This window comes from Kitasatospora cathayae, from assembly GCF_027627435.1.
Classification (GTDB): domain Bacteria; phylum Actinomycetota; class Actinomycetes; order Streptomycetales; family Streptomycetaceae; genus Kitasatospora; species Kitasatospora cathayae.
On sequence record NZ_CP115450.1, the window covers coordinates 8,659,086 to 8,683,543 of the forward strand.

Sequence of the window (24,458 nt, forward strand, 5' to 3'; positions counted from 1 at the left end):
GGCCGCCTCAGCTTGTTGTTTAACCTCGGAGGTCACCCGACCTGCTGATCTGCGGTTCTTCGCGAGACAGCAGAGGCGGCCGCCCCTCACGCTTCGAGATGTCGAGTAACGAAGCTGAAGGGACGGCCGCTGGTGGGACCCCTTTCCGAAGGACATGGCGGGAGCCGGAGCGCCTGCACCGGCGGTCTCCCGCCCCTCGGCCTATTGGTTGGAGATGGTGATTGTTCCGGTGCCGCCCGCGCGTTGGTTTGCGTCGACGGCCTCCTGATAGGTGACGTACCGACGGATGGTGCCATCGGGCAGGTTCAGTTGGTAGACGATGGTGGCGTGTGGAGATCCTCCGCCGCAGTTGCAGGGCATGGCTTGCCGTCCTCCGTTTTCGATTGGTGGGGCAGAGCGTTCAGGGGGTCGTCGGTCAGTCCAGCCAGCGCGAAGCGACTCCCGCCAGATAGGAGAGCGTCAGGACGGCCGTTGGTACCTGGAACCATGGCGAGCCCTCCAAACAGGTGGCGTACAAGGCGGTGACGGTGGCGACCCAGATGCTCGTGCACCATCCGCAGCTGACCAGATAGGCCGGTCGGGAGTCGTCGCCGAAGCGAGCGGCGATCCACGACCTGATCCCCGCTGCCAGCGTGTCCTTGGTGATGAAACGGGTGATGCGACAGGTGGTGCCGAGGGCGAGAAGGAACGCGGTAACGCTCATGGCAAACCATCCACTCACCGATTGACCTATGACGGGGTGGTACAGCGGTACTCGGCTGTTGCTGAGGGTCGAGTGCGACCGGTCCGCAACGGGGGACTGGGGACTGTTGCAGGGTGCGGTTGTGCCCGGGAGCGGTGCTGGGGCGGCGGTGCACCGTTCCCGGGTAGTTGCGCCAGTCGCTCACGCGGTACGGCTCGCGGTCGCCCTGCCGATGGAAGTGGAGACGGTTGGGCGGCCAATAGGCTGGGAGCTGGGTTGTCCCCCGTCCTTCCACGACGGGGGACAACCTTTGACGGGCGGATCTCCGGTGCGAACCGTCAGCTCGGACGGCGCCGGCCTGGACCCGTGCGCCGACATTCCGGCGCCGTCGTCACGCTGCCCGGGCTATCTGGCCGCGGGCGGTCACACCGGCGGGAGGCAGGGCGTCAGGGAGTTGGTCGCCTGGAGCATGGTGGCGCCGACCGTGGCGTGTGCCGTGTAGTTGCCGGCGAGGATCTGCAGGGGGTTGAGTCCCGCCTGAAGGGTGGCCGTGCCGGTGGCGTCGGTGACCGCGGTGCCCACGAGCTGGTTTGCGACGAAGAAGCTGACCGTGACTCCCGCTTGAGCCGGCGAGAGCGTGGCCGTCAGCGTCGCCTTGAACACGTCGGGCAGGGGCAGGGGCAGGTTGACCCGCCAGCAGGCGGGCGCTGCCGTCAAGGTCGTCGTTCCACCACCCACTGTCCCGGTCACGGTGACCGTGATGGGGAGGGAGACGACGCCGGAGCACGCACACGCGGTGCCGGTCGCGGTGACGGTGGCGGTCACGGTGGCGGGCCCCGCGGTGGTGAAGGTGAGCGATCCGGTCGCGACACCCAGGGCGTTGGTGGTGGCGGTCGCGGTCGCCGCACCACTGGTGAAGGTGACCGACGCACCGGAGACCGGCAGGCCGTTGCACAGCACCACAGCGGTCACCGGGAGCGGCACGCCCACGACCGCCGGCCCCGCCGGCAGCAGCAGCACCTGGCAGCTGGACGGCGGAGTCACGGTGACCGTGATGGGGAGGGAGACGACGCCGGAGCACGCACACGCGGTGCCGGTCGCGGTGACGGTGGCGGTCACGGTGGCGGGCCCCGCGGTGGTGAAGGTGAGCGATCCGGTCGCGACACCCAGGGCGTTGGTGGTGGCGGTCGCGGTCGCCGCACCACTGGTGAAGGTGACCGACGCACCGGAGACCGGCAGGCCGTTGCACAGCACCACAGCGGTCACCGGGAGCGGCACGCCCACGACCGCCGGCCCCGCCGGCAGCAGCAGCACCTGGCAGCTGGACGGCGGAGTCACGGTGACCGTGATGGGGAGGGAGACGACGCCGGAGCACGCACACGCGGTGCCGGTCGCGGTGACGGTGGCGGTCACGGTGGCGGGCCCCGCGGTGGTGAAGGTGAGCGATCCGGTCGCGACACCCAGGGCGTTGGTGGTGGCGGTCGCGGTCGCCGCACCACTGGTGAAGGTGACCGACGCACCGGAGACCGGCAGGCCGTTGCACAGCACCACAGCGGTCACCGGGAGCGGCACGCCCACGACCGCCGGCCCCGCCGGCAGCAGCAGCACCTGGCAGCTGGACGGCGGAGTCACGGTGACCGTGATGGGGAGGGAGACGACGCCGGAGCACGCACACGCGGTGCCGGTCGCGGTGACGGTGGCGGTCACGGTGGCGGGCCCCGCGGTGGTGAAGGTGAGCGATCCGGTCGCGACACCCAGGGCGTTGGTGGTGGCGGTCGCGGTCGCCGCACCACTGGTGAAGGTGACCGACGCACCGGGGACCGGTATGCCGTTGCACAGGACCACAGCGGTCACCGGGAGCGGCACGCCCACGACCACCGGCCCGACCAGCGGCTGGATGACCACCGAGCAGCTGGACGGCTCAGGGAAGGTGACCGTGATGGGGGCGAGCGTGCAGGCAGGACAGGTCCCAGCCGCCGGGGTGAAGGTCACAGTCACCGCCTGGCCCGGTGTCAGCGCCACCCCCAGGTTGGTCGGCACCACCACGCCGTTGGTCACGGTGGCGGTGACGGTGCCGCCGCCGGGCAGGGTGTACGTCAGCGTGCCGTTGATGGAGGTGAGGCCGACACCGCAGGTGATGGTGGTGGTGGCCGTGGTGGTCCCGCTGACCGGGGTGGTCAGGGTGGTGGAGATGGTGCCGGCCGGTGCGGGGGTGACGGTGACGGTCCCGGTTTCCGCACCCGTGACGGTGCCGGTGCCACCGGTACCGCTGAAGTAGATCACGGACACGACCTGGGACCCGGACCCAACGGCCGTGAAGCCGACCGTGGCCAAACCGCCGATGACGGGCACGGTCTGGGTGGAGCCGTCATAGGTGATGACGGCTGACGCGGTCCCCGCGGGAGCGCCGGTGATGGTGACGGTGAACGCGGTGCACGCGGGAACGGTCAGGGGGGAGACGACTACTGCCATGGAACGACAACCCCTTCGTGGAGCTTCGGCGTGGGGCTGCCGCTCATGGCTGCGTCATACGGCGCAGCATCCGTCTGTCAGGGTGCCCATGTAGTGCGACAACGACCCGTCGAGCGATCGTTGCCTCAGCTCCCCAACAGAGGGATGGGCACCCCACATTCGGTATCGCCATTAGAACCACAGCAGTGGTCCCGGACCATACCCTTGTCCTAAAGTTCATCCATATGGCGGTATTCAATAGTTAATAAACATAATTGCCACATCTGGGACGCCGCCAGTGCCGAGTCGCCAGGCGCAAGGTGTGGCGTGTCAGCGTTGCCCACTGCCGTGGGTGCCTCATCCGTGCTGGTCACAGGCGGCATGTTGCTACTCGTGGAGGGTTCCGGCGGGTCGGTCTCGTCGCCGGACGTGCGATCACACACGACGGTGTCCCGACCGGGCAGTACAGCGTCGGCAGGCCTCGACCGGGCTGGGCGTAGCCGACGCGCGGTTTCGGGACGGCGGCCCAGCGCGGCCCGTCCGCGCCCATCTGGCACCCGATCAACAACCGGGGTGGGCGGGCGTGCGGTTGGACGGAGCTGTAGGCGCCGGGGCTGGAGCGGCGTGGTGGTCTACCGTCCGGTGTGGGAGCGGAGCCAGCGGGCCGGCCGCCCTGGCGCGAGCGGTCGGCGCTCTGCCGGAGTGTCAGCTGACGGTGATGCGGGCGAGGGTGGTCTGGAGACGGCGGACGGCGTCCTCGGCTTCGGTGTAGTGCTCGGGGGTCGGGGGGACGGTGCCGAATGCGTGCTCGTCTGCGGCGGGCAGGGCGCGCCAGTGCAGCACGGGTTCGAGCGCGGTGATGGCGCCGGAGAGGAACCAGGCCAGGCGGCCGTGGGTGCTGGCAAGGGCGATTGCGAGGACGGCGAGGACTTCCCGCAGGTGTTCCAGTCGGTCCTTCTCCGGCAGCACCTCCTGGGCGTCCGGCGGACCGACAGCCTCGCGCAGCCCGGCCTCGACCTGGACCGCGAGGCCGCGGTCGTCCGGGGTCAGTTCCCATACGCGGTCGCGGATCTGCCGTTCGGCTTCCTCGGCCAGGCCCGTGATCGTCGTCTGCATGTCCATGTGGCTCACCGTAGTGACCGTGTCCAGCAGGCCAGGCCGACGCGGGCCACACCACCCGAGCACGTCGCTTGACTTAGCTTGTTGTTTAACCTCGGAGGTCACCCGACCTGCTGATCTGCGGTTCTTCGCGAGACAGCAGAGGCGGCCGCCCCTCACGCTTCGAGATGTCGAGTAACGAAGCTGAAGGGACGGCCGCTGGTGACGAGTCTCCCTGTGCAGTTGCCCGCCGTCGAGCAGTGGGGCGTGCTGTCCCGCTTTCGGATGGACTTCTACGAGTGCCTGTACACGCGCGCGGACGCGCTCTTCGAGCCCACCGACGCGCTGCTGTGCACGGACGGGCCGGTCAAGACGCTGGTGGACCTGTCGCTGGCGGCCGAGCACCGGCGTGGGCACGGCGCGATGTACGCCGCACTGGACCGGGGCTGGCTCGAGCCCGCCCGACTACGCCGCGCGCTGGCCGGCCTTCCGATCCCCCGCCTCGCCGACGGGCGCATCGCCCTGGCCGTCGATGTCTCGCACTGGCTCCGCCCCGACGCTCCCACCAGCGATGACCGCCTGTTCTGCCATGTCTACGGGCGCGGCCGGAGCGCGGACCAGCTGATCCCCGGCTGGCCCTACTCCTTCGTCGCCGCCTTGGAGAGCGGCCGCACCTCCTGGACCGCGCTGCTGGACGCGGTCCGGCTGGGACCGGCCGACGACGCCACCGCGGGGACCGCCGACCAACTTCGCGAGGTCACCGGCCGCCTGGTCGAAGCCGGGCACTGGCAGTTGGGCGCCCCGGACATCCTGCTCGTCATGGACGCCGGCTACGACGTCACCCGCCTGGCCCACCTCCTGTCCGATCTGCCCGTCGAGCTCATCGGCCGACTGCGTTCGGACCGGGTCATGCTCCGCGATGCGGGCGAGCCCCGCTCCACACCCAAGGGCGGACGCCCACGCAAGCACGGCACTGCCTTGACCTTCGCCAAACCCGAGTCCTGGCACGAGCCCGACGCCACCACCTGCACCGAGACCACCAGCTACGGCAAGGCCGAGGCGAAGGCGTGGGACCGGATGCACCAGCGCCTGCAAAAGCGCGGTCCCTGGCTCGACCACGAAGGCGAAATCCCCATCACCCACGGCACGTTGGTCCGCCTCAAGGTCGATCACCTGCCCGGCGAACGCGAAGCGAAGCCGCTGCGGCTATGGTCTCTGCCACCGGCATCGATACCGTCCATTCGGACCGGATCTGGCGCACCTTTCTGCGCAGATTCGACCTTGAGCACACCTTCCGCCTACTCAACGGCACCCTCGGCTGGACGGCGCCGCACTTCCGCGCACCGGACACCGCCGACCTGTGGACCTGGCTGGTCATCGTCGCCCACACCCAGCTCCGCCTGGCCCGCCCGCTCGCCGCCGACCTGCGCCGCCCCTGGGAACGCCCGCTTCCAGCAGCGAAGTTGACCCCGGCCCGGGTCCGCCGAGGGTTCCGCAACATCCGCGCGAAGGTCCTCACTCCGGCCCGCGTGCCGAAACCCTCTCGCCCCGGCCCCGGACGGCCTCCGGGTTCGAAGAACCGCAAGCCGACGCCCCGCCACGACGTGGGCAAGACCGTCAAACGCGAACCCACGCTCCAGGCCCACCTCGCCGCGCGAGGTTGAACGTCAAGCTTAGCCAAGTACGGCTCCTTCGTTGAGTCGTTGTTCTTCGTGGTGAGCGGCCCCGGTTGCCCCCGGGGCCGTTCGTCTGTCCGGCGAACGGCGAGCCGCCCGGCATCCCCTTCCGGACGCCCCAGATCTGCAGGTTGGTTGAGACGTTTCGCAGGTCGATTGAGAATCCCTGGATGGGCGGCCCTGGACGGGCTCGCCCGTGCTGCGTGCCGACGTCCCCGCCGCCCTCGGCGTCCTGAAGGTCGCGACCGCCGATCAGCTCCAGCGCCTGCTGCGCCCGCAAGCCGTCTCGAACAAGGCGATCCGGTAGGCGCTTGGTGACCTCCAGCTGCATGGCCTGGTCGCCTCCGACGGCAACACCGCGGCGAGCACAAGACGTGGCGACCCGTGGCCGAGGCCGCCGATCTTCAGCTGTCCTGGCCCTTCTGAGCCGCGGAGAGCGGGCCAATTCCTGCGCGAGGGCGTCGACGGTACCGTGGGCGCCCGAACGGGTCCGGCCGCGCCGCCTGTCGGAGGGCCCCGCTAGCCTCGCCGGCCATGAACATCGACGAGACTGTTGACGCTCTGTTCGCCGCGCTGCCTGCACTCGATGCCGGTGAACTGCCGTCCGACAGCACCCCGTTCCGCCGGATCGAGATGGACTTCGGCGGTGCCGACACCGCCTGGTTCGAATCCCCGTTCGGCGGGGAGGTGAAGGGCTGCCCGGCCGGCAAGGGGCCGCGGCCGGTCTACCTGGTGGTGGACGCTGCCTGGGGGGAGGTATCCGCGGTGCTGCTGCAGTACGGCGACACCCGCCCGGTGAAGGTGGCCTGGGAGTTGGGCGGCTGGCGGGTGGCGACTGTCTGCGGCCTGCTCACACTGCACGGACGCGAGCTCAACACGGGGAAGGACGCGGTGCGGCCGCTGGCCGGCCGGGCGCTGGGCGTGCTGCGCCGGCGGCCGCCCACGTCGAAGCTCTGGGACCGAGCCGCCGAGCTGACCGAGGGCATGACCAAGGACCACTTCGACCCCGAGAGCCTCGTCCTCGACCCCGAGCCCGGCGACTTCGGCGAGGGTTGGTTGCTGCTGGACGACCCGGCCGGTCCGGCGCTGGGCTGCTTCGTCGACCCGGACGGCCACTCGATGGTGGTATGCCTGGACGCCGACGGCAACGACGTCGCGGCCCTCGTGTACGGCGTCCTTTGACCGTGTGTGCAGTCTCAGAGGGCGTTTGATGAGAGTAGTTTGCCCTTTATGTCCTAGTAGGTTCCTCGCCAGGTTGGTGTGGTCTCGTCCGTTATGCGCTTGGTGAGGTTGTCGATCGAGGCGATGTGGATCATGGCTTCGGAGCTGGCCGGGAGGGTCTCGTAGTCGCGGGCGAGGCGTCGTCTCAGCATGAGCCACCCAAGGCTTCGTTCGACAACCCACCGCCTTTTCACGACGTGAAATCCAGGGATGACGGACTTCCGGTGAACGACTTCGACGTCGATGCCCAGGGTCGCGCCGTGCTCGATCATGGCGTTCTTGAAGCCGGTGTCGACCCAGCTCTTGGAGAGGCTGGGGTAGGTCTTCTTGGCCTCGTTGAGGAGCCGTATTCCCAGGGCGTTCTCGGACAAGCCCGCGGCAGTGACGGTGACGGCGAGGATGAGTCCGATGGTGTCGGTGAGGATGCCTCGCTTCCGGCCGACGATTTTCTTCGCGGCGTCGGTTCCCTGGCTGGTCAGCGGCACGTTGGTGGAGGTCTTCACGCTCTGGGTGTCGATCACTGACGCGGTCGGCTCGGGCTTGCGGCCTTCCTTTACCCGAGCCAATCCGGTGAGGTCGTAGTTGAGTTGGGCGAAGATGCCCTCGTCGCGCCAGGCGGCGTAGTAGGCGTAGACGGTGCCGTGGTTGGGGAAGTCGTGCGGGAGGTACTTCCAGGGGATTCCGGTCCGGTTGACGTAGAGGATCGCGTTGAAGACGTCGCGCAGGTCGACCTTCGCCGGCTGGCCGGTGGGCCGGCGGTCGAGCCGGGCTTTTCTCCAGGCCGTCAGAATTGGCTCGATCAGGGCCCATCGGGCGTCGGACAGGTCGCTGGGGTACGGCTTCCGCTCGGGCATGGCACAGCGTCAGCGTGATCGGGCTGGAAGATCCAGTTCTGTCGCTGGTCGGGCGGTTCTATGACGTTTCTAAGCCAGACGGACTTCGAGGGATGAACGCGGACGAGACGGACCCTGGCCCCCGCTGTCCGCCTGAGGACATATCTCGTCTTCACCGCAGACCGGGGCAGATCGGGGTAGAGGCAAAGGCCGCATAGCGGATTATCACCACCAAGATGCCCACTGACATCGCCCGGCAGGAGGCCAGCGACTGGCCACTATGAGTTCCCGAGGCTGACCCGGTCGTCCGGGCCGGCCGCCGTCGCCGTCCCGCGCCGTGGTGGGCGCCGTCCGGGCCGCGCCGTCGTCCAGGCCGTGCTCGTCCGGTGCGCCCCTCGCTGGAGGGCTGGGTGGCCGTCAGGCCGCCGTGGAGGTTGTTCTGGTGGTGGTCCGGGAGGCCTGGATCAGCGGGCCGGTGAGTTTCGCCCCCGGGATGGTGGTGAGTTTGCCCGCCCGGGCGGCCGCCCGCCGGTGAGTTTCGGGCTCTGCCCGGTGAGTTTCTGGTGTTGGTGCAGGCCAGCGGCCGGTGAGAACGTCCGCCCCGGCCCCACTCACCGGACGCGGTTCAACCTGCGGTCAGGGACACGTGCGGGGGACGTTCCCGGTGCGGGTCGGGTGAGGGATCGGGCGCGCCGGTACGGTCGCCGGATGGTCGGGACGTTGTGGTTGGCGGTGGCGCAGAGCACGGTGCCGGAGGATCCGGGGGTCCGGGCGGCGGCTCGGCGGCGGACCGGCCCCTCCACGGTGCGCGAACACCGGCCCCGGCGCAGCCCGGACTGGGCCGAGGCAGTGTCAGCCAGCCGTGCCGGCATCGCTCGTGCGGGAGGGCTGTTGTGGGGGTAGTGCCGGGGTGCGGGTGCTGTCGCGGTGGCCGTCGCCTGCTGCTGTCGTGTGGCCGCGGGAACCCGCTGTAAGGGCTACGGGGTTCCGTAGCCCGGCTGTGGGCCGTGGGGCTGACTGCTATAGGGCAGCGCTCGTCCTGGCCGCAGCATTTCCTACACTCACGGGATGAACAACTACACGTGCACCCATTGCGGCACCGTCGGTCTGATGGAGGGCTTCATCGAGGACACCGGCCAGCGTTCGCCCGGGTACGCACGCTGGATCGAGGGCGCGTTGGAGCGGGGGATATTCGGGGGCGCCAAGCGGATGGGCCGACCCCGGCGGCAGATAGAGGCGTTCCGCTGCCCCAAGTGCGGGCACCTCAAGCTGTTCGCCACCGGCGAGGTGTAGCCAGCCCTCGTTGTGAGTGGGTGGGGTGGTGTCAGCCGGGTGAAAGTGTGCTCGCCCTCCAGGGCCTTGGCGGCCTCGGCGAGGTTCCTGGCGGGCACCAGCGCCGCCGGCTGCTCCCCGCCGTCCCGGCACACGTTCGGGTGGCGCCGCAGGCGCCCCCTGTCCGCTCTCGGCCGGGGGCCGTCAGGCCCCTTTCCCGGCCCCTCTCGGCCCGTTTGCGCCGCCCTTTTCCGGCGTCACCTCCAGCCTTTTTCGAGGGGCCGTCAGGCCCCGGCCCACGCCGAAGGCCCGTGCGCTTTTCCGGCCCCCTTCCCGACCCTTCCTGGCCCCTCTCTTGTGTTTTGGTTGTCGGTGTTCGGGAGGGTGCGAGTCGGGTCGTTGTCGGCCGATAAGGGCGGGTAGGAGTTAGTGCTTGTTGTGACAATTAAGGCGGGATGCCAGGTGGCTGGTAGGTGGGTTTCCGGCCGGGTACCGGGCCCGGCTTACCGCCTGATTCCCGAGCGTTTGCCCGGTGGCATCCGAAGGCCGGGCACTGGTGACATTCCCGTGCGCCTCAGGGCCCCAGTGCTGCGCCCTGTCCGGGGCTTTTTGACCGAGTGGGTTGTGACGGTTGGTGGGCTGTTTCCCGGTCCTGTGCCCTGATTCCGGGGGGTGGTGCCGGGGCCGGGTCGGTGACAGCTCTTGCATCTTCGACGCCTCGCCCCGGCACGGGGCGACAGGGCCTGGGGAGGCTTGCCCCGGGGAGCCCCTCGCGGGGCCGCTGGATGGGCGGGTGGTGGAGGCCCCGGCGGGGGTCCCCGACCCGGGGTTGATGATCGGCGTTTGGATTTCAGCGGCTCGGCGTGGCTGTTCACCGGGGTGGTCAAGGCTGTTTTCCCTGGTCGCCTTCCCAGTGGCCCGCGACGGCCCGGTCCTCGGCCTCAGCGGGACGCTCGCTGATCATCACGTCGGGCGTGACGTGACCGGCCGCCTTCCGGCGGGCGCGCGAGCGCGGAACCCGAAGGGCACGCCCGGTCCGCAGGCACGTGACCAGCTCACGCTCGAGCGCGCCGCGGCCCTGGACGTAGAGGGCCTGGTAGATCGCCTCGTGCGAGATCCGCATGGATTCGTCGTCCGGATAGTCGACCGGCAACCGCTTGGCTATCTGCTCCGGACTCCACGCCGTCGCCCAGCGCCGGTCCTGACGGCGGGGCTTGTTCCGCCCCTTCCACTCCTGGGTCGCCGGACCCGGCGCCGGACTTCCGTCGGGAACCTGGATCAAGCCGGCCAACCGGTCCTGCACGTACTCGCGCAGCCGCTCGTCGGCCGCGAGCTTCGCGGTCTTCGGCCGGCCTGCCGCCAACTCGGCCTTCCACTGCGCGATCGAGGCCCGGTAGTCGAGCCTCCCGCACCTCGTGGCTGCGTTGCGCCGCAGCTCCCGAGAGATCGTCGACGGTGAGCGCCCCAGCCTGCGGGCTATCTCCCTCACACCGGTGTCCTGAGCCCTCAGCAGGGCGATCTCCTCGCGCTCGGGGAACGACAGATACCGACCTGACAGCGGACTGAGCTGGATCGAAGGCATCCCGCCACGATCGCGGAACCACCGCGAACCGACCGGCCCGGACACGCCGCACGCCAGCGCGGCATCCTCGCTCGTGAGTCCTTCGGCGATCTTCAACCAGAACGCGCGCTCCACGTCCCGACGCACCGGCGGCCGGCCCGGCGATCGCATCGCCGGACGCCCCGGCACCTTCGTCGTCCATCCCGCAGGCCGCCCCACCGACACCTCCACAATCGAGGTGTTGCGACGACCAGTTGAATCCACCCAGAACACCTTCGATCGAGTGGAGAACCACGCGCAGGTCATCCCGCAGGGAAACGATCCTGCATGCATGCCGCTGACCTGGGATCTTCACGGAACTCTGGTCAGAGCCACATCGTCACGGCGGACCGTCAGGACCCGCGTGCAGCCCCGACGCAGCCTGGGCGCGGCGGCGCGGACCGCGGGAGGGGTTGCGCAGGCGACGTTCGTCCACGCTGGGTAATTCGTTGGGCCGGAGTGGTTAATCCTCGGCGACGCTCGCCGCGCTCGGGTGGTAGGGAGCGTATCCAGAAGATCCGTTTTGTGGACATCCAGGAGCGTCATGCGAACTCGATTCACCACCCTGGTCCTGTCAGGGTTGACGTCAGCGGCCCTCGTGTGGGGCGCCGGCGGTACGGCCTCCGCCTCGCCCGTCGCCGACCACAGCGCGGCCTCCGCCTCGACGAAGGCCCGGGGCGAATGGGTCGACAGCCTTCTGCGCCTGGCCCAGGGCAGCAGCACCCCGGCGGACGGCGCCATGACCGTCACCAGCAGCGGTGCCGTCCGGCCGATGCAGGCCGTCCGCCCGTTCCACCGGACCGACGTTGACACCGCGCCCGAGGCCGCCCTGGCCGACGGGCAGGAGCCCGGCGCCGCGCTGTCGGATGACACGGCCCAGGCCGGCGAGCCGGGCACTGAGGGCGAGCGGCTGACGGGGCAGGCGCCGTCGACGCTTCCCATGGACATGGGAACGAATGGCAGCAAGAACTGCCTCCACGAGCCCGGGCACGAGCACCGCGGGCACCTCGCCGGCCAGGGCCTCGGCAAGAACTTCTGCCTGCCCGAGGTTCCCGGCATGCCCTTCGAACACGGCGAGCACGGCGTTCCCGGCATGCTCGCCGAGCACGGCAAGCACAACGAGCACTGCAAGCATGACGAAAAGTGCGGGCACGCCGAGCACGTCGAGCACTGCAAGCCTTGCGAGCACGGCAAGCCTGATGAGCACGGCAAGCCTGACGAGCACGGCAAGCACGACGAGCACGGCAAGCACGACGAGCACGGCAAGCACGACGAGCACGGTGGCCAGGAACAGGCTCAGAACCAGCACCAGGGTCAGACCCAGGGCGTCGACGTGACCGTCGTCGTGCAAAACAGCATCACCAACAACAACGACAACAGCTCCAAGAGCACCGCCGTCAACCTGAACAAGGTCAAGTTCGTCGCGGAGGAGGTCGAGGCACGGCCGGAGCACAAGCCGGCCCACCACGGCGAGCACAAGATGAAGTCCAGCCACCATGGTGAGGGTGAGGATCACCATGGCAAGCCCCCTCACGGCCAGCTGGCCGAGACGGGCGCCCCGAAGACGCCCGTCCTGCTCGGCCTCTCCGCCGCGTTCCTGGCGGCCGGCGCGGCGGCCACGCGGCTCAGCCGCCGGCGCGCTTCGCAGCGGTAGCCCACCCCGCGGACAGGCCAGAGCGCAGGAAGTCGGCCGGGCGACTCTGCTGGCGAAGTCGCCCGGCGGTTGGTTGTGCTGCGTCCTGGTGAGGTGTCGGGGATTCCGGCGGAGACCATGGCGTTGGCTCGCGGCCTACGGCGTGATCGCCTTCACCGCCCGGTCGCCTGGGGAGGCGGCAACCCCGAAGAGCTGGCCGACGGCCTCGACATCGACGCCTTCATCCAGGCCGCCACGGCCGACGAAGCGCTCCAGCAGCTGTCGCCCCGCCCGGCGACCAGCTCGCCAGTAGGCACCCAGGCCCGGATCCCGCAGCGGGATCCGGGCCTGGGTGCCTACTGCTGCCTCGTGTGCGCGGACGGAGTCGGGCTCGGCCGGGCGGGCCGGAACGGCGCGGCGCAGCTTGCGCAGGAGCCGGATGGCGCCGACGGCGGCCTGGACGAGGCGGTACACGTCGAGGGTGGCCTCGGCGAAGTGGCGGGCCTGCGGGCCGGACGGATCGGCGGCGGCCCCGGCGGGAAACTGCAGAACGTCCTGGAAGGTCATCGGACGGCCTCTCATCTCGAAACGGCGGATCGCCCCTTCGAGATGCGGACAAGGCCCCGACAGCAGCCTGCCCGCGGGTTCCGAGTCGTGGCCGAGGACTTGCGCCCATCCTGGACCCGGTAATTTCGCCGCTGATACTGAACCTGAAAGCGTGATGTCGGGGGTGTTTGCCTGACAGCTGCTGGGTGGGTCCGGTAGCCCTGGGCTGTGAGATACGCGCAGGGCGGCGGGTTGACCGACGCTGAGAGGGCCGCGCGGGAGCGGATCCGGCTGCAGGCCGTGGAACGCTTCGAGGGCGGGGAGAAGAACCGGGAGATCGCCGCCGCGCTGCGGGTGAGCGGTCGGTCGAGCGATGGCGCCGACAATGGCGTGAGCGAGGTGAGGCCGGAGTCCTCTCCAAGGGCTCACCCGGTCGACCGAGGTTCAGCGAGAGGCAAATCGCCAGACTGGAGAGCGAGTTGGAGCGCGGCCCGCTCGTCCATGGCTGGGAGGATCAGCGCTGGACGCTCGCCCGGGTGAAGACGCTGATCGGACCGGCTGTTCCACGTCAGCTACACGGTCGAGGGGACCTGGGCGCTGCTCAAGCGCCATGGCTGGTCGTGGCAGCAGCCGACCCGCAGAGCCGTCGAACGGGACGGCCGGGCGGTCGAGTTGTGGAAGAAGGAGGTCTGGCCCCGGGTAAAAGCGCCGCGGCGGCTCGGGGAGCCTGGCTCGTCTTCGAGGACGAAGCCGGGCAGACCATGAGACCGCCGCGTGCCAGGACCTGGGGCCGCGTGGGCTTGGATGCAGGCCGCGGACCAGCTGGCGGCCGTCCCGGACGCACCCACTGCGCTGACCAGCCCGTACTGGTACGGCCGGGCTTGCCCTGCGCCGTCTACCACCTGCACGACATGGCCGACGGCATGGAACCGCGGGGCCAGACCAGGAGAAGAGCGCATGGGCCCGTTCCCGGCATTGGAGCTGCCGGAAACGGGCCACAACGCATTCCGCCGCCTCGCCGCGCCTCGACCGACCTCGGTGGGTATCCGGTCGCGCCGGAGGGCGAGCGCGCCCCCGCCGAGCAGGGGACGGCGGTCTCCGCGTAGCTGGGGTGAGCCGCCTCTCAGCTACCCGTCAGCACGGCGTGCAGCGCCCGGGCCTCCTTCAGCAGGCGGGAGGAGCCGCGCCGGGTCGCCAGCGCCTCGATCACCGGCAGCGCGTCCGTCGCGCCGCTGCGGGCGGCGCAGTCGGCGGCGATGGCCAGTAGTTCCGGCACGCCGCGTATCGGCTCCGGGACCAGCAGGCCCGGCAGGGCGGCGCGGAGGATCGACCAGACCGTCCCGTAGGCGCCGGACTCGGCAGCCTGACGGAGGGTGAGCGGCACCCGGTTCAGCGGGGCCACGCCGCAGCGGACCGCCTCGGCGAGATCGGCGCCGAGGCGGTCCGTGTCGAGCGCGTCTTGGGCGGCGAGCAGCAGCAGCGCGTCCACGGCGGCCGTGCGGTCCTCCGCCGTCGCCGCGCCGAGCGCGCACGCCACCGTCAGGTGGACCCCGGGGCCGGCCGGACCGCCCGCCTCGACCAGCTGCGGCAGCAGCTGCGCGCCCTTGGCGCCGTACTGGGCGGCTTCGATGATCGCGTTGCCGAGCCGGACCGCCAGCTCCTCGCGGTGGCAGGGCAGCACGGCGAGGGCGTAGGGCGTCGCGATGTCGCCGTAGGCGAGGATGTGGCGCCCTTCCCCGTCCACCATCGGGTTGAGCATCCGGCGTATGTCCGGGTGGAGCAGGGGCTCCTGATCCGGTGCGAGCCCGGGCTGGGTGACGCGCGGGCACGCACGCGGCCCCGCCCCGGCCGGCAGCCGCTCGGTGCGCTGGCCGGGCAGCCCGCCCTGGGCGAGCCACTGGGCCAGCCGTCGGCCCTCCGCCGAGCGGAGCTGCACGGCTGCCGCCTGCACCGCCGGATCGTCCGTCGGCAGGACGCGAAGCAGCGCCTGGCTGAAGTCAGCCGCGCCGACCTCGCCGTCCGCCGCCTCCAGGGCGGCGATGCGCTCCACCAGCACGGCCGCCTCCAGCCCGCCGTCCGCGTAGCTGGGCGTGGCGACGAGGAAGGGCGTGCGTCCGAGCACGATGAGAGCGGCGGCCTCGTGCACCCGGGTGGCGTGGACGGCGCTGAGGCGCTCCTGATGTTCCGTCCGGAGCGGGCCCTGCCCCTGCAGCATGGCGTGCGCCCGCACCTCGGTGACCTGACCTGCGGCCGCGGCCGCGGCGAGGGCGATCCAGGTGTGGTCCGGAGACCAGACGCTGAGCGTCTCGGCCCACTTCTCCTCGCCCAGCACCGGCTTCAGCGCCGCCCGGAGCGCCTCCCCGTCCCGGAACGCCTCGCGGACCAGGCCGGCCAGCGTCCGCTCGAAGGCGGCGACGCTGTCGTCGCCCGCCAGCACGGCGGCCAGCTCCTCGGCCACGCCGGCGGGATCGTCCAGCGGCTCGGCCAGCGGTACCGACTGGGGGAGCGGCGGCAGCAGCTCCTCGTAGTGCGCGGCCGCATCCGAGGCGGCGGGGGTCTCCAGGCCGAAGAGCGCCACCGCACTGGCGGCCTGGGCCGGACCGAGCAGCTCGGTCGCCGCCCGCAGTTCGGGCAGCAGGGCAGGACCCGCCACCTTCAGGTGACGTGCCGCCACCTTGAGCGCCCGCTCGTGCAGTTCCGCGTCGCTCTGCCCGAAGGCCAGGGCCGCGCCGCGCACGGCCGCCGCCGCCCAGTCCGGGGAGCGCCGACCGGAGCGGTCCAGCCAGGTGAGCTGGGCGCGCAGCAGCTTCTTCTCGCTGCGGAAGAAGACCGTGGCCGAGGCCTCGGTCAGGTGCTCCGGCTCCAGCAGGCCCGCGGCGTCCGCCTCGGCGAGCTGTGCCTGGCCGAGGGCGGCCACCGGCGACAGGCTGTCCAGCAGCGGCAGGTAGGCGCGGATCCGTGCGGCGGTCTCCTCCGGGGTCGGCGCGAGCTGCTCCAGCAGCCGCTGGAAACCGCGCTGGTCGCCCGGCCGTCCGCCGCGCGCCAGCCGGGCCAGGCAGCGGTCGAGTATCTCGTCGCGCTCGACCACGCCGGCCTCGATCAGCCCGAGGACCGCGCCACGCCACGCCTCGCCCAGCTGGTCGCCCGCGCCGACGACATCGAACATCCCGAGGAGCAGCGAGGGGGTCGACGACGCCTGGACCAGCCGGAGCACCAGCTCGCGTCGGTACTCCTCGGTCGCGTAGGGCGGGACGTGGTGGCGCTGCCACGCAAGCACCACTCCGTCCGTGACCGGCACCGGCTCACCCGCGGCGCGGGCGAGGCGCTCGACGGCCGGGTACTCGTCGCCGAGCCAGGCGGTGGGCCGTCGTTCGGCGATCCTGCGCAGCACCTCCGACTGCCACTCCGGACTCTGTTGGTCGACGACGGCCAGGACCGTCTCGTTCTGCCAGACCACGATCCCGGCGGGGGAGCCGATGCCGTTCGCCCAGGAGAACGCGGCGGAGGGCGCCGTGTTGCAGCCGAGCCCGGCCACCAGCAGGGCCAGCATGTGGCCTCCCGAGTGCTCCCACCAGGCGACGGACATCTCCTTGCGGCGGCGCTTGAGTTCGGGCAGCAGGGCCCGGCGCTCCGCCGGATCCAGCGCGGCCAGCGCAGCCACGACGCCGTTGGCATCCCCAGCGTCCACACGGTCCAGCAGGCTCATCGCGCCGCCCTCTCCTTCACATCGTTCGAGGCGGCGCTCTCCGCCGCCAACCCCACCGCCAGCACGTGCTTGCACGGCCCGCGCCCGCCCCGGTACTTGGCCCACCAGAGGCAGGTGCACCCCAGCGAGCCGTCCGCCGCGCGGCGCACCCGCTGTACATGATCCTCCACGTGCACCAGCGCCCCGCCGTCCCTCTCCGGGCGGACGGCCCCGGCGGCGACCAGTGTGCGGGCGGCCCGCAGCCGCGGGTTGCGGGACTCGGCGCGGCCAGCGTCGTAGGGGAGTTGACGGTGGAAGAAGGCCGCCTCGGCGGTGTCGTAGCCGACCTGCCCGGAGGTGCCCAGCCAGGTCAGCGCCGCGCGGACCCGCTGCGACGACAGGCCGGCCTGCTCGGCCAGCTCCGCCACGTCGATCCGCGGCTCCCAGGCCAGCAGCACCGCGACCAGGTCCGCGTCCTGCTCGCTGCCGGCCGATGCCAGCGCGTCCAGCACGCCGCCCTCGCCGGAGAAGCCGCGCGCCGGGTCGGGGGAGAGGGTGAGCGTCAGCCGCATGCCCGGGAGCTCGACCTCCCAGGCTGAGCTGGTCGGCCGGGTGTCCCCGGCCGTCAGCGGCGGGCCGTAGATGCGCAGCGCGCGAGCATGGCGCAGCACCCGCTGCAGCGCGACGAGTCGCTGCGGGCCGGGCAGGCAGACGGCGCCGGGCACGGGCCGGCTGGTCGGCCGCGGCAGCCGCCCGGTGGGGACGACCCACTGCGTCGCGCCCGCCGGGCCGCGCGCGCCCCCCGCGCCTCCCGCCGTCAGCGAGCGCAGGAAGCGGACGGCCTCGGCGGCGGGCAGCTCGGCACGCAGGTCGAAGCCGGCGGCTACCACCTGCGTCTCGGCGAAGCCGCGTAGCCAGCGGTCCGGCAGCGGAACCTTCTTCTCCACCAGCGGGCCGTCCGGCGTGATGACCTCCAGCGCCTCGGTGCCGACCGCGAGCCGTAGCGGCTCGGCCGGGCCGAGGCGGCCGAGGGCGTCCCGCAGCGGGACGTTGATGTCGACGTTGGTGGTTCCGTGGCCTATCCCGCCGCCGTCCAGGCCGGATTCGAGCACGTCGAGGCGGGCGTAGACGCCGCCGCAGCCGGAGAAGGACTCGAAGCGCAGCCGGTCGCCGTTGGCGGTGACCACCGGGTCCAGCGAGGCGGGCAGTCGGGGCTGGTAGTAGCGTGCCGCGGCCACGTCCGCGACCGCGAGCAGCCCGGCGGCCGCCGCCGAAGGGGCTGTCAACATCCCCTCGAAGAAGTGCGGATGGGCGACCTCGCCGAAGGGCGTGGCCCCACCGGAGGTCTCCAGCCCGAGGCGCCCGTGCAGGTCGTCCAGCACGGAGGAGCGCAGATAGCGGTACGCGTGAGCGGCTTGCGTCATGTCGGGAACGCTAGAGCAGGGGGCTGACAGCGCTCGGCGCCGGGCCTGCGGCGACAGGGCCCGGGCGCTCAGTCGCCCGGGGCGGCCCCTCCCTGGGTCATCATCCCGGTCTATCTCCCCTCGCCGGAGGTCGGCGACGACACCGCCACCGCCGACCCGTCCGAGGTCCACGACGCCGGCGAGGCCGTGAAGGCGGAGGCCGACGCGGAGATCGAGGCCAGCTCGTTCCGGACGATCTGGCGGGTCCTGCGGGCGCTTGCCGCGCACGACGCCCGGGTGGTCGGCCGGATCACCGAACTGCGCGCCAGCCGCTCGCAGGGCACCGCGCACACCACCACGACCACGGCGGCCCCCGAGGGAGAGAGTACCGAGACCGGAGAGGGCGAGCAGCAGCCGGCGGCGGTGGAGTCGCCGATCGAGTGGCTGCGGATCAACGCGAAGCACCACGCGGCGCAGATCCTCCAGACCGTGAAGCTGCGGGCGTTCAACCCGCGGGCGGTCGAGCGGCAGCGGATGCACGCCGTCGCCGCCAGGTTCCACATCGAGCACGGCCACCTCGACCCCACCGACAAGACCAAGCACGCCGAGCTGATCTCCTGGCTCACCCGCCAGCGCCATCTGAACGGCCAGGGCCTGCTCGACGCCGCCAGGGTCAGCGAGCTGGACGCGCTCGGCATGATCTGGTCGAAGAACGCCAACGCCTGGGAACGCGGCTACGCCTACGCGAAGGCCTTCCATCACCAGCACGGCCACTTGGCCATCCCCGCCACGGCGAAGCTGGACGACTACGCGGTGGGCGCGTGGATGCGCCGCCAGCGCAAGGCAGACACCCTCACCAAGGACCAGGTGGCGAAGCTCGACGCGCTGGACGAGCTGTGGCGCCTGGAGCCGGACTGGAACAGGTCGTACCGCCGCCTGCTCGCCTACCTCGCCGCCGGCGGAACCTTGGACGGCCCGGCCAACCGCACCGGCGGCGAGGCGGACCCGACCTTCCGCCCCGGAACCTGGCTGCGCAAGCAGGCGGGGGCCCGCACCGAAGGGAAGCTGACCGACCACCAGACCGCGCTCCTGGACGCCCTCACCCGGCACACCGAGACCGTCGCAGGCTGACCCGCCCCAACCCACGCCCGCCGTCCCGGCCCACCTCGGGCCGGGACGGCCCGCTCCCCAGAAGGAGACGAGTGACCACCACCCAGCAGCCGAAGGCGTCCTGGTACGCGCAGTACGTCTGCCACACCTGCGGCGACGGCGGCGACGCGCTGTTCGAGGACGGCACCACCGTGGACGCCGACCACGACTGCGACCACGGCGAAGCCGAGATCGCGTGGAAAGGCCGAGCGGAGTGCACGTGCGGCTGGTCCCCGGAGACCGACTTCGCCGACGGCGACTACGTCGAGGCCGACCACGACTGCCACACCGACCAGTAGCACCACCGCCATCGGGGCGGCCCGGCACACGGGCCGCACCGCACCGCACCCAACCCCCGACCCGCCGAAGGGCACCGCGATGACCGACACCACCACCCCGACCACCCCGGCGCCGACAGCGGCCCGGCCGGGTGCCCAGCGCCACCCGGCCGGCACCGGCCCCAGAACACCCAGTTCCCCGCAGGTGCTGGTGCTGGACCCCGGCGCCCTGGCCGACCCGGCCGAGCGGGAGCAGGCGTTCGTGCAACTGCTCCGCTACCAGGCCCAAGTCCGCACCAGCCACGTGCGCCTGGAGGAAGGGGACAGGGTCGAGCTACTGGAACCCGTGCGCGCGTCGTGGATCGACGAGGACCTGGCCGACGAGGAGTACTGGGAGGAAGACGCCCGCGTCCGCGTGGACGTCCCGGCCGGCACCCTCGGCGTCATCACCCGAGTCCGCCGCTACCCGACCCCGTTCCCGTACGTCGTCGCCTTCGACCGCGGACCCGAGTGCGGCGTACGCAACCACCAGATCACCCGCTGCGCCGACCAGTCGCTCACCCCCGCCGCGCCGCCCGATCCGGCCCCGGAGCCGTGGAGGCGCTGACCGCCCACCGGCCGCCACCACCTGATGGCGGCCGCGTTGAACCGCACAGCCGAGAAAAGGGGAGGCACCAACATGCCGGAAGCCGTGAAGCCGCTCTCGTCCTACACCTGGTGGGGCGAGGTTCCCGACCACCTGCGCCCCACGACCCAGCTTGCCGCGCTGGACCTGCCGCGCCAGCCCGCCGGCTCGGTCCGCGCGACCATCGAGACCCGCAACCCCGGCACCGGACGGAAGGCCGACTTCGATGCTCCTGCGGTCCCAACGTACTTTCCGCGCAGCCGCGTTCGCGCGCGACGTTGCTGATCTGGTTGTGGGCGACCGCCCTTGAGCGGCGGCAACGGTGGTGCTTCACTGTGTGGATGACCGGCGAGACGGAGATGACGGAGCTGTTCGGCGCGGTGCTCAGCAGGCACCGGGTGAACACCCGGGCACGGTGGCAGAACGCCATGTGGGCGCTGCTGCTGGCGGTGCCCACCGGCTGGCTCGGGCTGTGGGCGCTGTTCAGTGCGGACGACGGCCGCTCGGGCGGCGGCCGGGCGATCGGTCTGGTGATCGGCCTGTCCCTCGGCGCGCTCTTCGTCGCCGTGACGCAGGCCTGGCGCGCGGTGCGGGGCGGACCGGGCGAGTACTTCGAGGTCCACGAGCGCGGCCTCGTCCACGGCTCGCGGCGCGGCGTGCGGGGCTGGGAGTGGAGCCAGGTCGTCTCGATCACGATCCCCGGCACCCCGAGGATCCACGGCCTCGCCCGTCGGCTGGGCAACGACTACCGCTGCCGCCTCGTCCTCGACGGCGGCACGCGCCTGCACATCGACGGGCACACCCCCGGGGCGTCCGGCCTGGGCCGCGCGGTGCTGGCGCACAGCCCCCACGCGCGGCGGCTGCAGGGGGACGAGTGGCAGGACCGGGCCGGCGGCTGGTTCCTGGCCGGAGCGGTGGTCTTCCTGGCCGTGGGCGTCTCCATGGTCTCCTACCTCGTCAGCCACGCCGACGAGGACGCTCAGAACGTCAGCGAAGGCGTGACCATGGCGGTCGGCCTGGGACTGCCGGTGTGCGCGGTCGGCGCGATCACCTGCATCGTGCTGTACATCCGCCACCGGATGTACCGCCCCCGCTGATCAGTCGGCGAGGTGGCGTTCGATCCAGGCGGCCGCGGTACCGCGGAACAGGACCCGGTTTCGGGTGTTCCTGAACTCGTGGCCCTCGTTGGGCAGCACCAGCAGTTCGGCGGGGATCACCCGTTGTGTCAGCATCCCGTTCCTCCGCGTCCTGGGCCGGCGCCGGTCGGCGCCGGGTTCGTGGCGGGTGGCCGGACCCCGGCCCGGCCACCCTGTCCTCCTACGGCGCGACCGGAGTCACAGCCCCGTCATCGCCCTCGGACTGCTGCCCGCCGCGTCCAGCCCCAGCACGCCACGGCGCAGGCCTCCGAGGAAGGCGAGGTCGCCGAGGCCGGGCCGGGCGAGCAGCCGCCGGCGGTGGTGGAGTCGCCGATGGAGTGGCTGCGGATCAACGCGAAGCACCACGCGGCGCGGATCCTCCAGACGGTGAAGCTGCGGGCGTTCAACCCGCGCGCGGCCGAGTGGCAGCGCATGCACGCCGTCGCCGCCGCCTTCCACCTGGAGCACGGCCACCTCGACCCCACCGACAAGACGGAGCAGGGCGAGCTGGTCTCCTGGCCGGACCGGCAGCGCTACCTGAACGGCCAAGGCCTGCTCGATGCCGCGCGTGTCTCGGAGCTGGACGCGCTGGGCATGATCTGGTCCAAGCACGCCAACGCCGGGGAACGCGGCTACGCCTACGCCCGTGCCTGGGCCGCCCACCACGGCCACCTGGCGATCCCCTCGACGGAGAAGCTGGACGGCTACGCGGTAGGGGCGGTGGATGCGCCGCCAGCGCAAGGCCGAGGCCCTCGGCGCCGACCAGGCGGCGAAGCTGGACGCGCTGGACGAGCTGTGGCGCCTGAAGCCGGACTGGAACCGCTCCTACCGGCGCCTGCTCGCCTGGTTCGCGCCTGCGGCGGGCCGGTGGTTCTTCGGTGCGTCCGGCGAAGCCGTCCGCGTCGACCAGCCGGCCCGCCGCGGTCCCCCGGGGCCACGTCGGTTCGCCGTAGGCACCACCGTGGGTACGCCCGTAGCGACCACCGTGGGCGCCCCGCCGCTTCCAGCGGGCTCCGGCGGGTTTCCGCAGGTCAGGAGCCTTTTCCCGGTAGCCGGTGATCCCATTGACCGTTCGATCCAGCGCTTGTTTGCGGCGCTGAGGCGCCCGGCGGTTCGGACCGCGGGTGAGGTGTGTGGTTGGTCCGTGTTCGGGGCGAGGTCGGGCGGGACCAGCGGGCTTTCCACCAGGCGAGCCGGTCGGCGGAGTCCTGCGGGAGAAGCAGCTGCATGGCGATGGCAAGGAACGCCAGGACCGAGCTGAGCCCGACCAGCCACCACGGCGCGCCAGCGGTCGCGGACACGATGGTGCCCAGGCCCGGCAGCATGGACGCCGCGGCCGTCCGGCGGTGAGCCACGGTCTTCGGTCGGTTTGATCGTTGATCCATGGCTTCACGGTCGACCGTGGTCCGGTCTTGCGGAAGTGGAAAGCCTCCTGTTCCCGGGCACTGGCAATCTCTGCGTCGCGACGAGGTGGCACAATTCCCGGAACGGATGTCAACTGCCAAGCGGGGAACGGGTGGAAGGCCAAGCGAACAGCGGCGAGGACAGGAACAAGGCGACCACCAAGGCAGGTCGCGACTACGCGTCCGCACTGAGGGATGCTTTTGGCCAGTGCGTCAAAGCCGGTGGTGTCACGCAGGAGCAGTTAGCCAGAGCAGTGAGGTACGCACCGGCGACGGTCTCGCGCTACCTGTCCGGCCAGAGAACCGCCCCGCAGCAGTTCCTGGACGGCTTCCTGGACTTCCTGAGCGCTCATGGCACTCCGATCGACAAGACACGCCGAGAGGACCTGCACGACCTGCGCCGCGCGGCCCAGGCGGCGGGCTCCGCCTCCGAGCAGGTCCTCGTCTTGCAGGAGTTTCTGGAGCAGGCGAGGTCCAAGGTCAGGGAACTGGAGTCCCTCCTCCGGGACGAACGGGTGGGACACACTGAGGAACGCCGCGCGGCAGCCGCCGACCTGCAGACCAGGATCACCGCCCACCAAGCCGAGGCCGAGCGGCTGTACCAGCTCCTGGAGCGCGAGCGGACCGAACGTGCCAACGAGCGGCACGCCGCGGCCGCCGAAACCCAGGTCCTCACCGCCAGCATCGAGCGCTCCGAGGCCACCCGAACCGCCCTGGAGAAGCAGCTGGCCGAGCAGCGCGGCCAGCTCGATGCCGCCGCCACGCTCGCGCGCGGGCTGCACACCGACCTCGAGCACGCCGACAGACGCGCCACCACCGCCGAAACCCAGCTCGCCACCGTACGGCGGGAACTGCGCACGCTTCGCCACCAGGTCGAGCAGCTCCAGGCCGAACCGACACCCGCCGACGTCGTTCCCGACCCGGAAATGCCGGCGACCGCGCAGGCCCGAGTCCACTCTTCGCATCAGCGCCACGCCGGCGCAGGCCAGCAGACCACCCGCCCCGTGCCCCCGCGCGGGCGCGCACGAGGCGGCCCCGGCCCTTTCCGCAAGCCCCGGCGCCCATTCGTCTCCGATACCCCGCAGCGGATGGGACGGGCCGCGGAGACGGTCATGGGGGTGCTCGCCGCCACGGCCATAGCCGCACAGCTCGGCATATACCGGGGGGCGGCAATCCAGTGGGACTCAACCCACTCCCTGCCAGCCCACGTCGGACAGGCAGCGCTTGTCATATTTCTCCTGGGCGTCTTCATAGCTCCGCTCCTCATCCTCCTGACCGAAGCGGCCCTCGCTCCCCCCACATGGGAGGACAACGAATGGGATCCGTTCGGGGACTACTTCTTCATCCGACCGAAGCCGGCAAGCGCGGGTGAGCGACTGCGCCTATGGCTCACCTTGTTCGTCACGAGATCACTCACCAGGGGCCCCACCCCGAGCCGCGTCTTCAACACCATCAAAGCGGCCGGTGTCGCGGCCGTCCCGACGGGCGTCCTCTGGGGCGAACTCAGCCGCAACGCGGGACAGCTGATCACCCGCTTCACTTCCCTGGCCCCTTGGATCATCCTCGGCATCTCCGTCCTCGCCCTTCTGCGCTGGATCGCCGGGTCCATCCGTTACTGGTAACCCGGCATCTGCCACTTCTGCCCGCTGAAGGCAGTCCGCGCGTTCCAGGGCATGGTCGCAGCGTTCCCCGTAGGCACCACCGCAGGTAGCACCGAGGGCACCACCGCAGGCGGCACCGTGGGTACCACCGTAGGTACCACGCCGC

The 24,458-nt window shown here is 71.3% G+C and carries 20 protein-coding genes and 3 pseudogenes; 13 read left to right on the plus strand and 10 right to left on the minus strand.

The window, feature by feature from the left end; translation table 11 throughout:
* Positions 1–201: 201 nt before the first annotated feature.
* The 4 genes from O1G21_RS41995 to O1G21_RS38820 form a co-directional block, all read right to left on the minus strand.
* Complete coding sequence (locus tag O1G21_RS41995; protein WP_449786580.1) at positions 202–360, minus strand: DUF7196 family protein; 159 nt, start codon at positions 358–360, stop codon at positions 202–204.
* A 55-nt stretch (positions 361–415) separates the two neighbouring features.
* Entirely contained in the window at positions 416–703 is a 288-nt protein-coding gene (locus tag O1G21_RS38810; RefSeq protein ID WP_270150496.1) for a hypothetical protein, read from the minus strand.
* Between the two features lie 402 nt (positions 704–1,105).
* Positions 1,106–3,154 (minus strand): hypothetical protein, encoded by a 2,049-nt coding sequence (locus O1G21_RS38815; protein ID WP_270150497.1) that lies wholly within the window; start codon positions 3,152–3,154, stop codon positions 1,106–1,108.
* Positions 3,155–3,838: 684 nt separating this feature from the next.
* Positions 3,839–4,255 carry a hypothetical protein gene (locus O1G21_RS38820; RefSeq protein WP_270150498.1) on the minus strand — a complete coding sequence of 139 codons (417 nt, stop codon included), beginning with the start codon at positions 4,253–4,255 and terminating at the stop codon, positions 3,839–3,841.
* A 261-nt stretch (positions 4,256–4,516) separates the two neighbouring features.
* On the opposite strand from O1G21_RS38820, the pseudogene O1G21_RS38825 reads away from it, so the two are divergent.
* Both O1G21_RS38825 and O1G21_RS38830 read left to right on the plus strand, forming a co-directional pair.
* Positions 4,517–5,895 (plus strand): annotated as a pseudogene (locus O1G21_RS38825) (NF041680 family putative transposase).
* 546 nt (positions 5,896–6,441) lie between these two features.
* The gene (locus O1G21_RS38830) at positions 6,442–7,089 is read left to right on the plus strand and encodes a hypothetical protein (protein ID WP_270150499.1); all 648 of its coding nucleotides are present in this window, start codon (positions 6,442–6,444) and stop codon (positions 7,087–7,089) included.
* 53 nt (positions 7,090–7,142) lie between these two features.
* Here O1G21_RS38830 and O1G21_RS38835 read toward each other — a convergent pair whose 3' ends face one another.
* Positions 7,143–7,982 (minus strand): IS5 family transposase, encoded by an 840-nt coding sequence (locus tag O1G21_RS38835; protein ID WP_270150500.1) that lies wholly within the window; start codon positions 7,980–7,982, stop codon positions 7,143–7,145.
* A gap of 1,047 nt (positions 7,983–9,029) precedes the next feature.
* On the opposite strand from O1G21_RS38835, the gene O1G21_RS38840 reads away from it, so the two are divergent.
* A complete protein-coding gene (locus tag O1G21_RS38840) occupies positions 9,030–9,254 on the plus strand; it encodes a hypothetical protein (protein ID WP_270150501.1) in 225 nt (74 codons plus the stop codon).
* Between the two features lie 880 nt (positions 9,255–10,134).
* Here the strand turns inward: O1G21_RS38840 and O1G21_RS38845 are convergent.
* Positions 10,135–10,965: pseudogene (locus tag O1G21_RS38845) on the minus strand (transposase); the annotation flags it as partial.
* Positions 10,966–11,377: 412 nt separating this feature from the next.
* On the opposite strand from O1G21_RS38845, the gene O1G21_RS38850 reads away from it, so the two are divergent.
* A complete protein-coding gene (locus tag O1G21_RS38850; RefSeq protein WP_270150502.1) occupies positions 11,378–12,487 on the plus strand; it encodes a hypothetical protein in 1,110 nt (369 codons plus the stop codon).
* Positions 12,488–12,622: 135 nt separating this feature from the next.
* On the opposite strand, the gene O1G21_RS38855 is transcribed toward O1G21_RS38850, so the two are convergent.
* The gene (locus O1G21_RS38855; RefSeq protein WP_270150503.1) at positions 12,623–13,033 is read right to left on the minus strand and encodes a hypothetical protein; all 411 of its coding nucleotides are present in this window, start codon (positions 13,031–13,033) and stop codon (positions 12,623–12,625) included.
* A gap of 207 nt (positions 13,034–13,240) precedes the next feature.
* Here O1G21_RS38855 and O1G21_RS38860 point away from each other — a divergent pair.
* Positions 13,241–13,813 (plus strand): annotated as a pseudogene (locus O1G21_RS38860) (winged helix-turn-helix domain-containing protein); the annotation flags it as partial.
* Between the two features lie 322 nt (positions 13,814–14,135).
* On the opposite strand, the gene O1G21_RS38865 reads toward O1G21_RS38860, so the two are convergent.
* Complete coding sequence (locus tag O1G21_RS38865) at positions 14,136–16,718, minus strand: DUF7825 domain-containing protein (protein WP_270150504.1); 2,583 nt, start codon at positions 16,716–16,718, stop codon at positions 14,136–14,138.
* Positions 16,715–18,121, minus strand: coding sequence for an SWIM zinc finger family protein (locus tag O1G21_RS38870; RefSeq protein ID WP_270150506.1), 1,407 nt, complete (start codon positions 18,119–18,121; stop codon positions 16,715–16,717). Before O1G21_RS38870 ends, O1G21_RS38865 begins: the two co-directional genes overlap by 4 nt.
* Before the next feature lie 186 nt (positions 18,122–18,307).
* Between O1G21_RS38870 and O1G21_RS38875 the strand changes: the two genes are divergently transcribed.
* The 5 genes from O1G21_RS38875 (at position 18,308) to O1G21_RS38895 (ending at position 21,249) form a co-directional block, all read left to right on the plus strand.
* Positions 18,308–19,231 (plus strand): helicase associated domain-containing protein, encoded by a 924-nt coding sequence (locus tag O1G21_RS38875; RefSeq protein WP_270150508.1) that lies wholly within the window; start codon positions 18,308–18,310, stop codon positions 19,229–19,231.
* Positions 19,232–19,302: 71 nt separating this feature from the next.
* The gene (locus tag O1G21_RS38880) at positions 19,303–19,548 is read left to right on the plus strand and encodes a hypothetical protein (RefSeq protein ID WP_270150509.1); all 246 of its coding nucleotides are present in this window, start codon (positions 19,303–19,305) and stop codon (positions 19,546–19,548) included.
* Between the two features lie 79 nt (positions 19,549–19,627).
* Positions 19,628–20,134: a hypothetical protein gene (locus O1G21_RS38885; RefSeq protein ID WP_270150510.1), complete on the plus strand. Its 507-nt coding sequence runs from the start codon at positions 19,628–19,630 to the stop codon at positions 20,132–20,134.
* Positions 20,135–20,206: 72 nt separating this feature from the next.
* Entirely contained in the window at positions 20,207–20,437 is a 231-nt protein-coding gene (locus tag O1G21_RS38890; RefSeq protein ID WP_270150511.1) for a hypothetical protein, read from the plus strand.
* A 56-nt stretch (positions 20,438–20,493) separates the two neighbouring features.
* Entirely contained in the window at positions 20,494–21,249 is a 756-nt protein-coding gene (locus O1G21_RS38895) for a hypothetical protein (RefSeq protein WP_270150513.1), read from the plus strand.
* Here the strand turns inward: O1G21_RS38895 and O1G21_RS38900 are convergent, their stop codons facing one another.
* Positions 21,250–21,384, minus strand: coding sequence for a hypothetical protein (locus O1G21_RS38900; RefSeq protein WP_270150514.1), 135 nt, complete (start codon positions 21,382–21,384; stop codon positions 21,250–21,252).
* 336 nt (positions 21,385–21,720) lie between these two features.
* Between O1G21_RS38900 and O1G21_RS41910 the strand changes: the two genes are divergently transcribed.
* The 3 genes from O1G21_RS41910 (at position 21,721) to O1G21_RS38915 (ending at position 24,313) form a co-directional block, all read left to right on the plus strand.
* On the plus strand, positions 21,721–22,347 hold the full coding sequence (locus O1G21_RS41910; RefSeq protein WP_405000856.1) for a helicase associated domain-containing protein: 627 nt from the start codon (positions 21,721–21,723) through the stop codon (positions 22,345–22,347).
* A 168-nt stretch (positions 22,348–22,515) separates the two neighbouring features.
* On the plus strand, positions 22,516–22,638 hold the full coding sequence (locus tag O1G21_RS38910; protein ID WP_270150517.1) for a hypothetical protein: 123 nt from the start codon (positions 22,516–22,518) through the stop codon (positions 22,636–22,638).
* Positions 22,639–22,804: 166 nt separating this feature from the next.
* A complete protein-coding gene (locus O1G21_RS38915) occupies positions 22,805–24,313 on the plus strand; it encodes a helix-turn-helix domain-containing protein (protein WP_270150519.1) in 1,509 nt (502 codons plus the stop codon).
* Positions 24,314–24,458 lie beyond the last annotated feature (145 nt).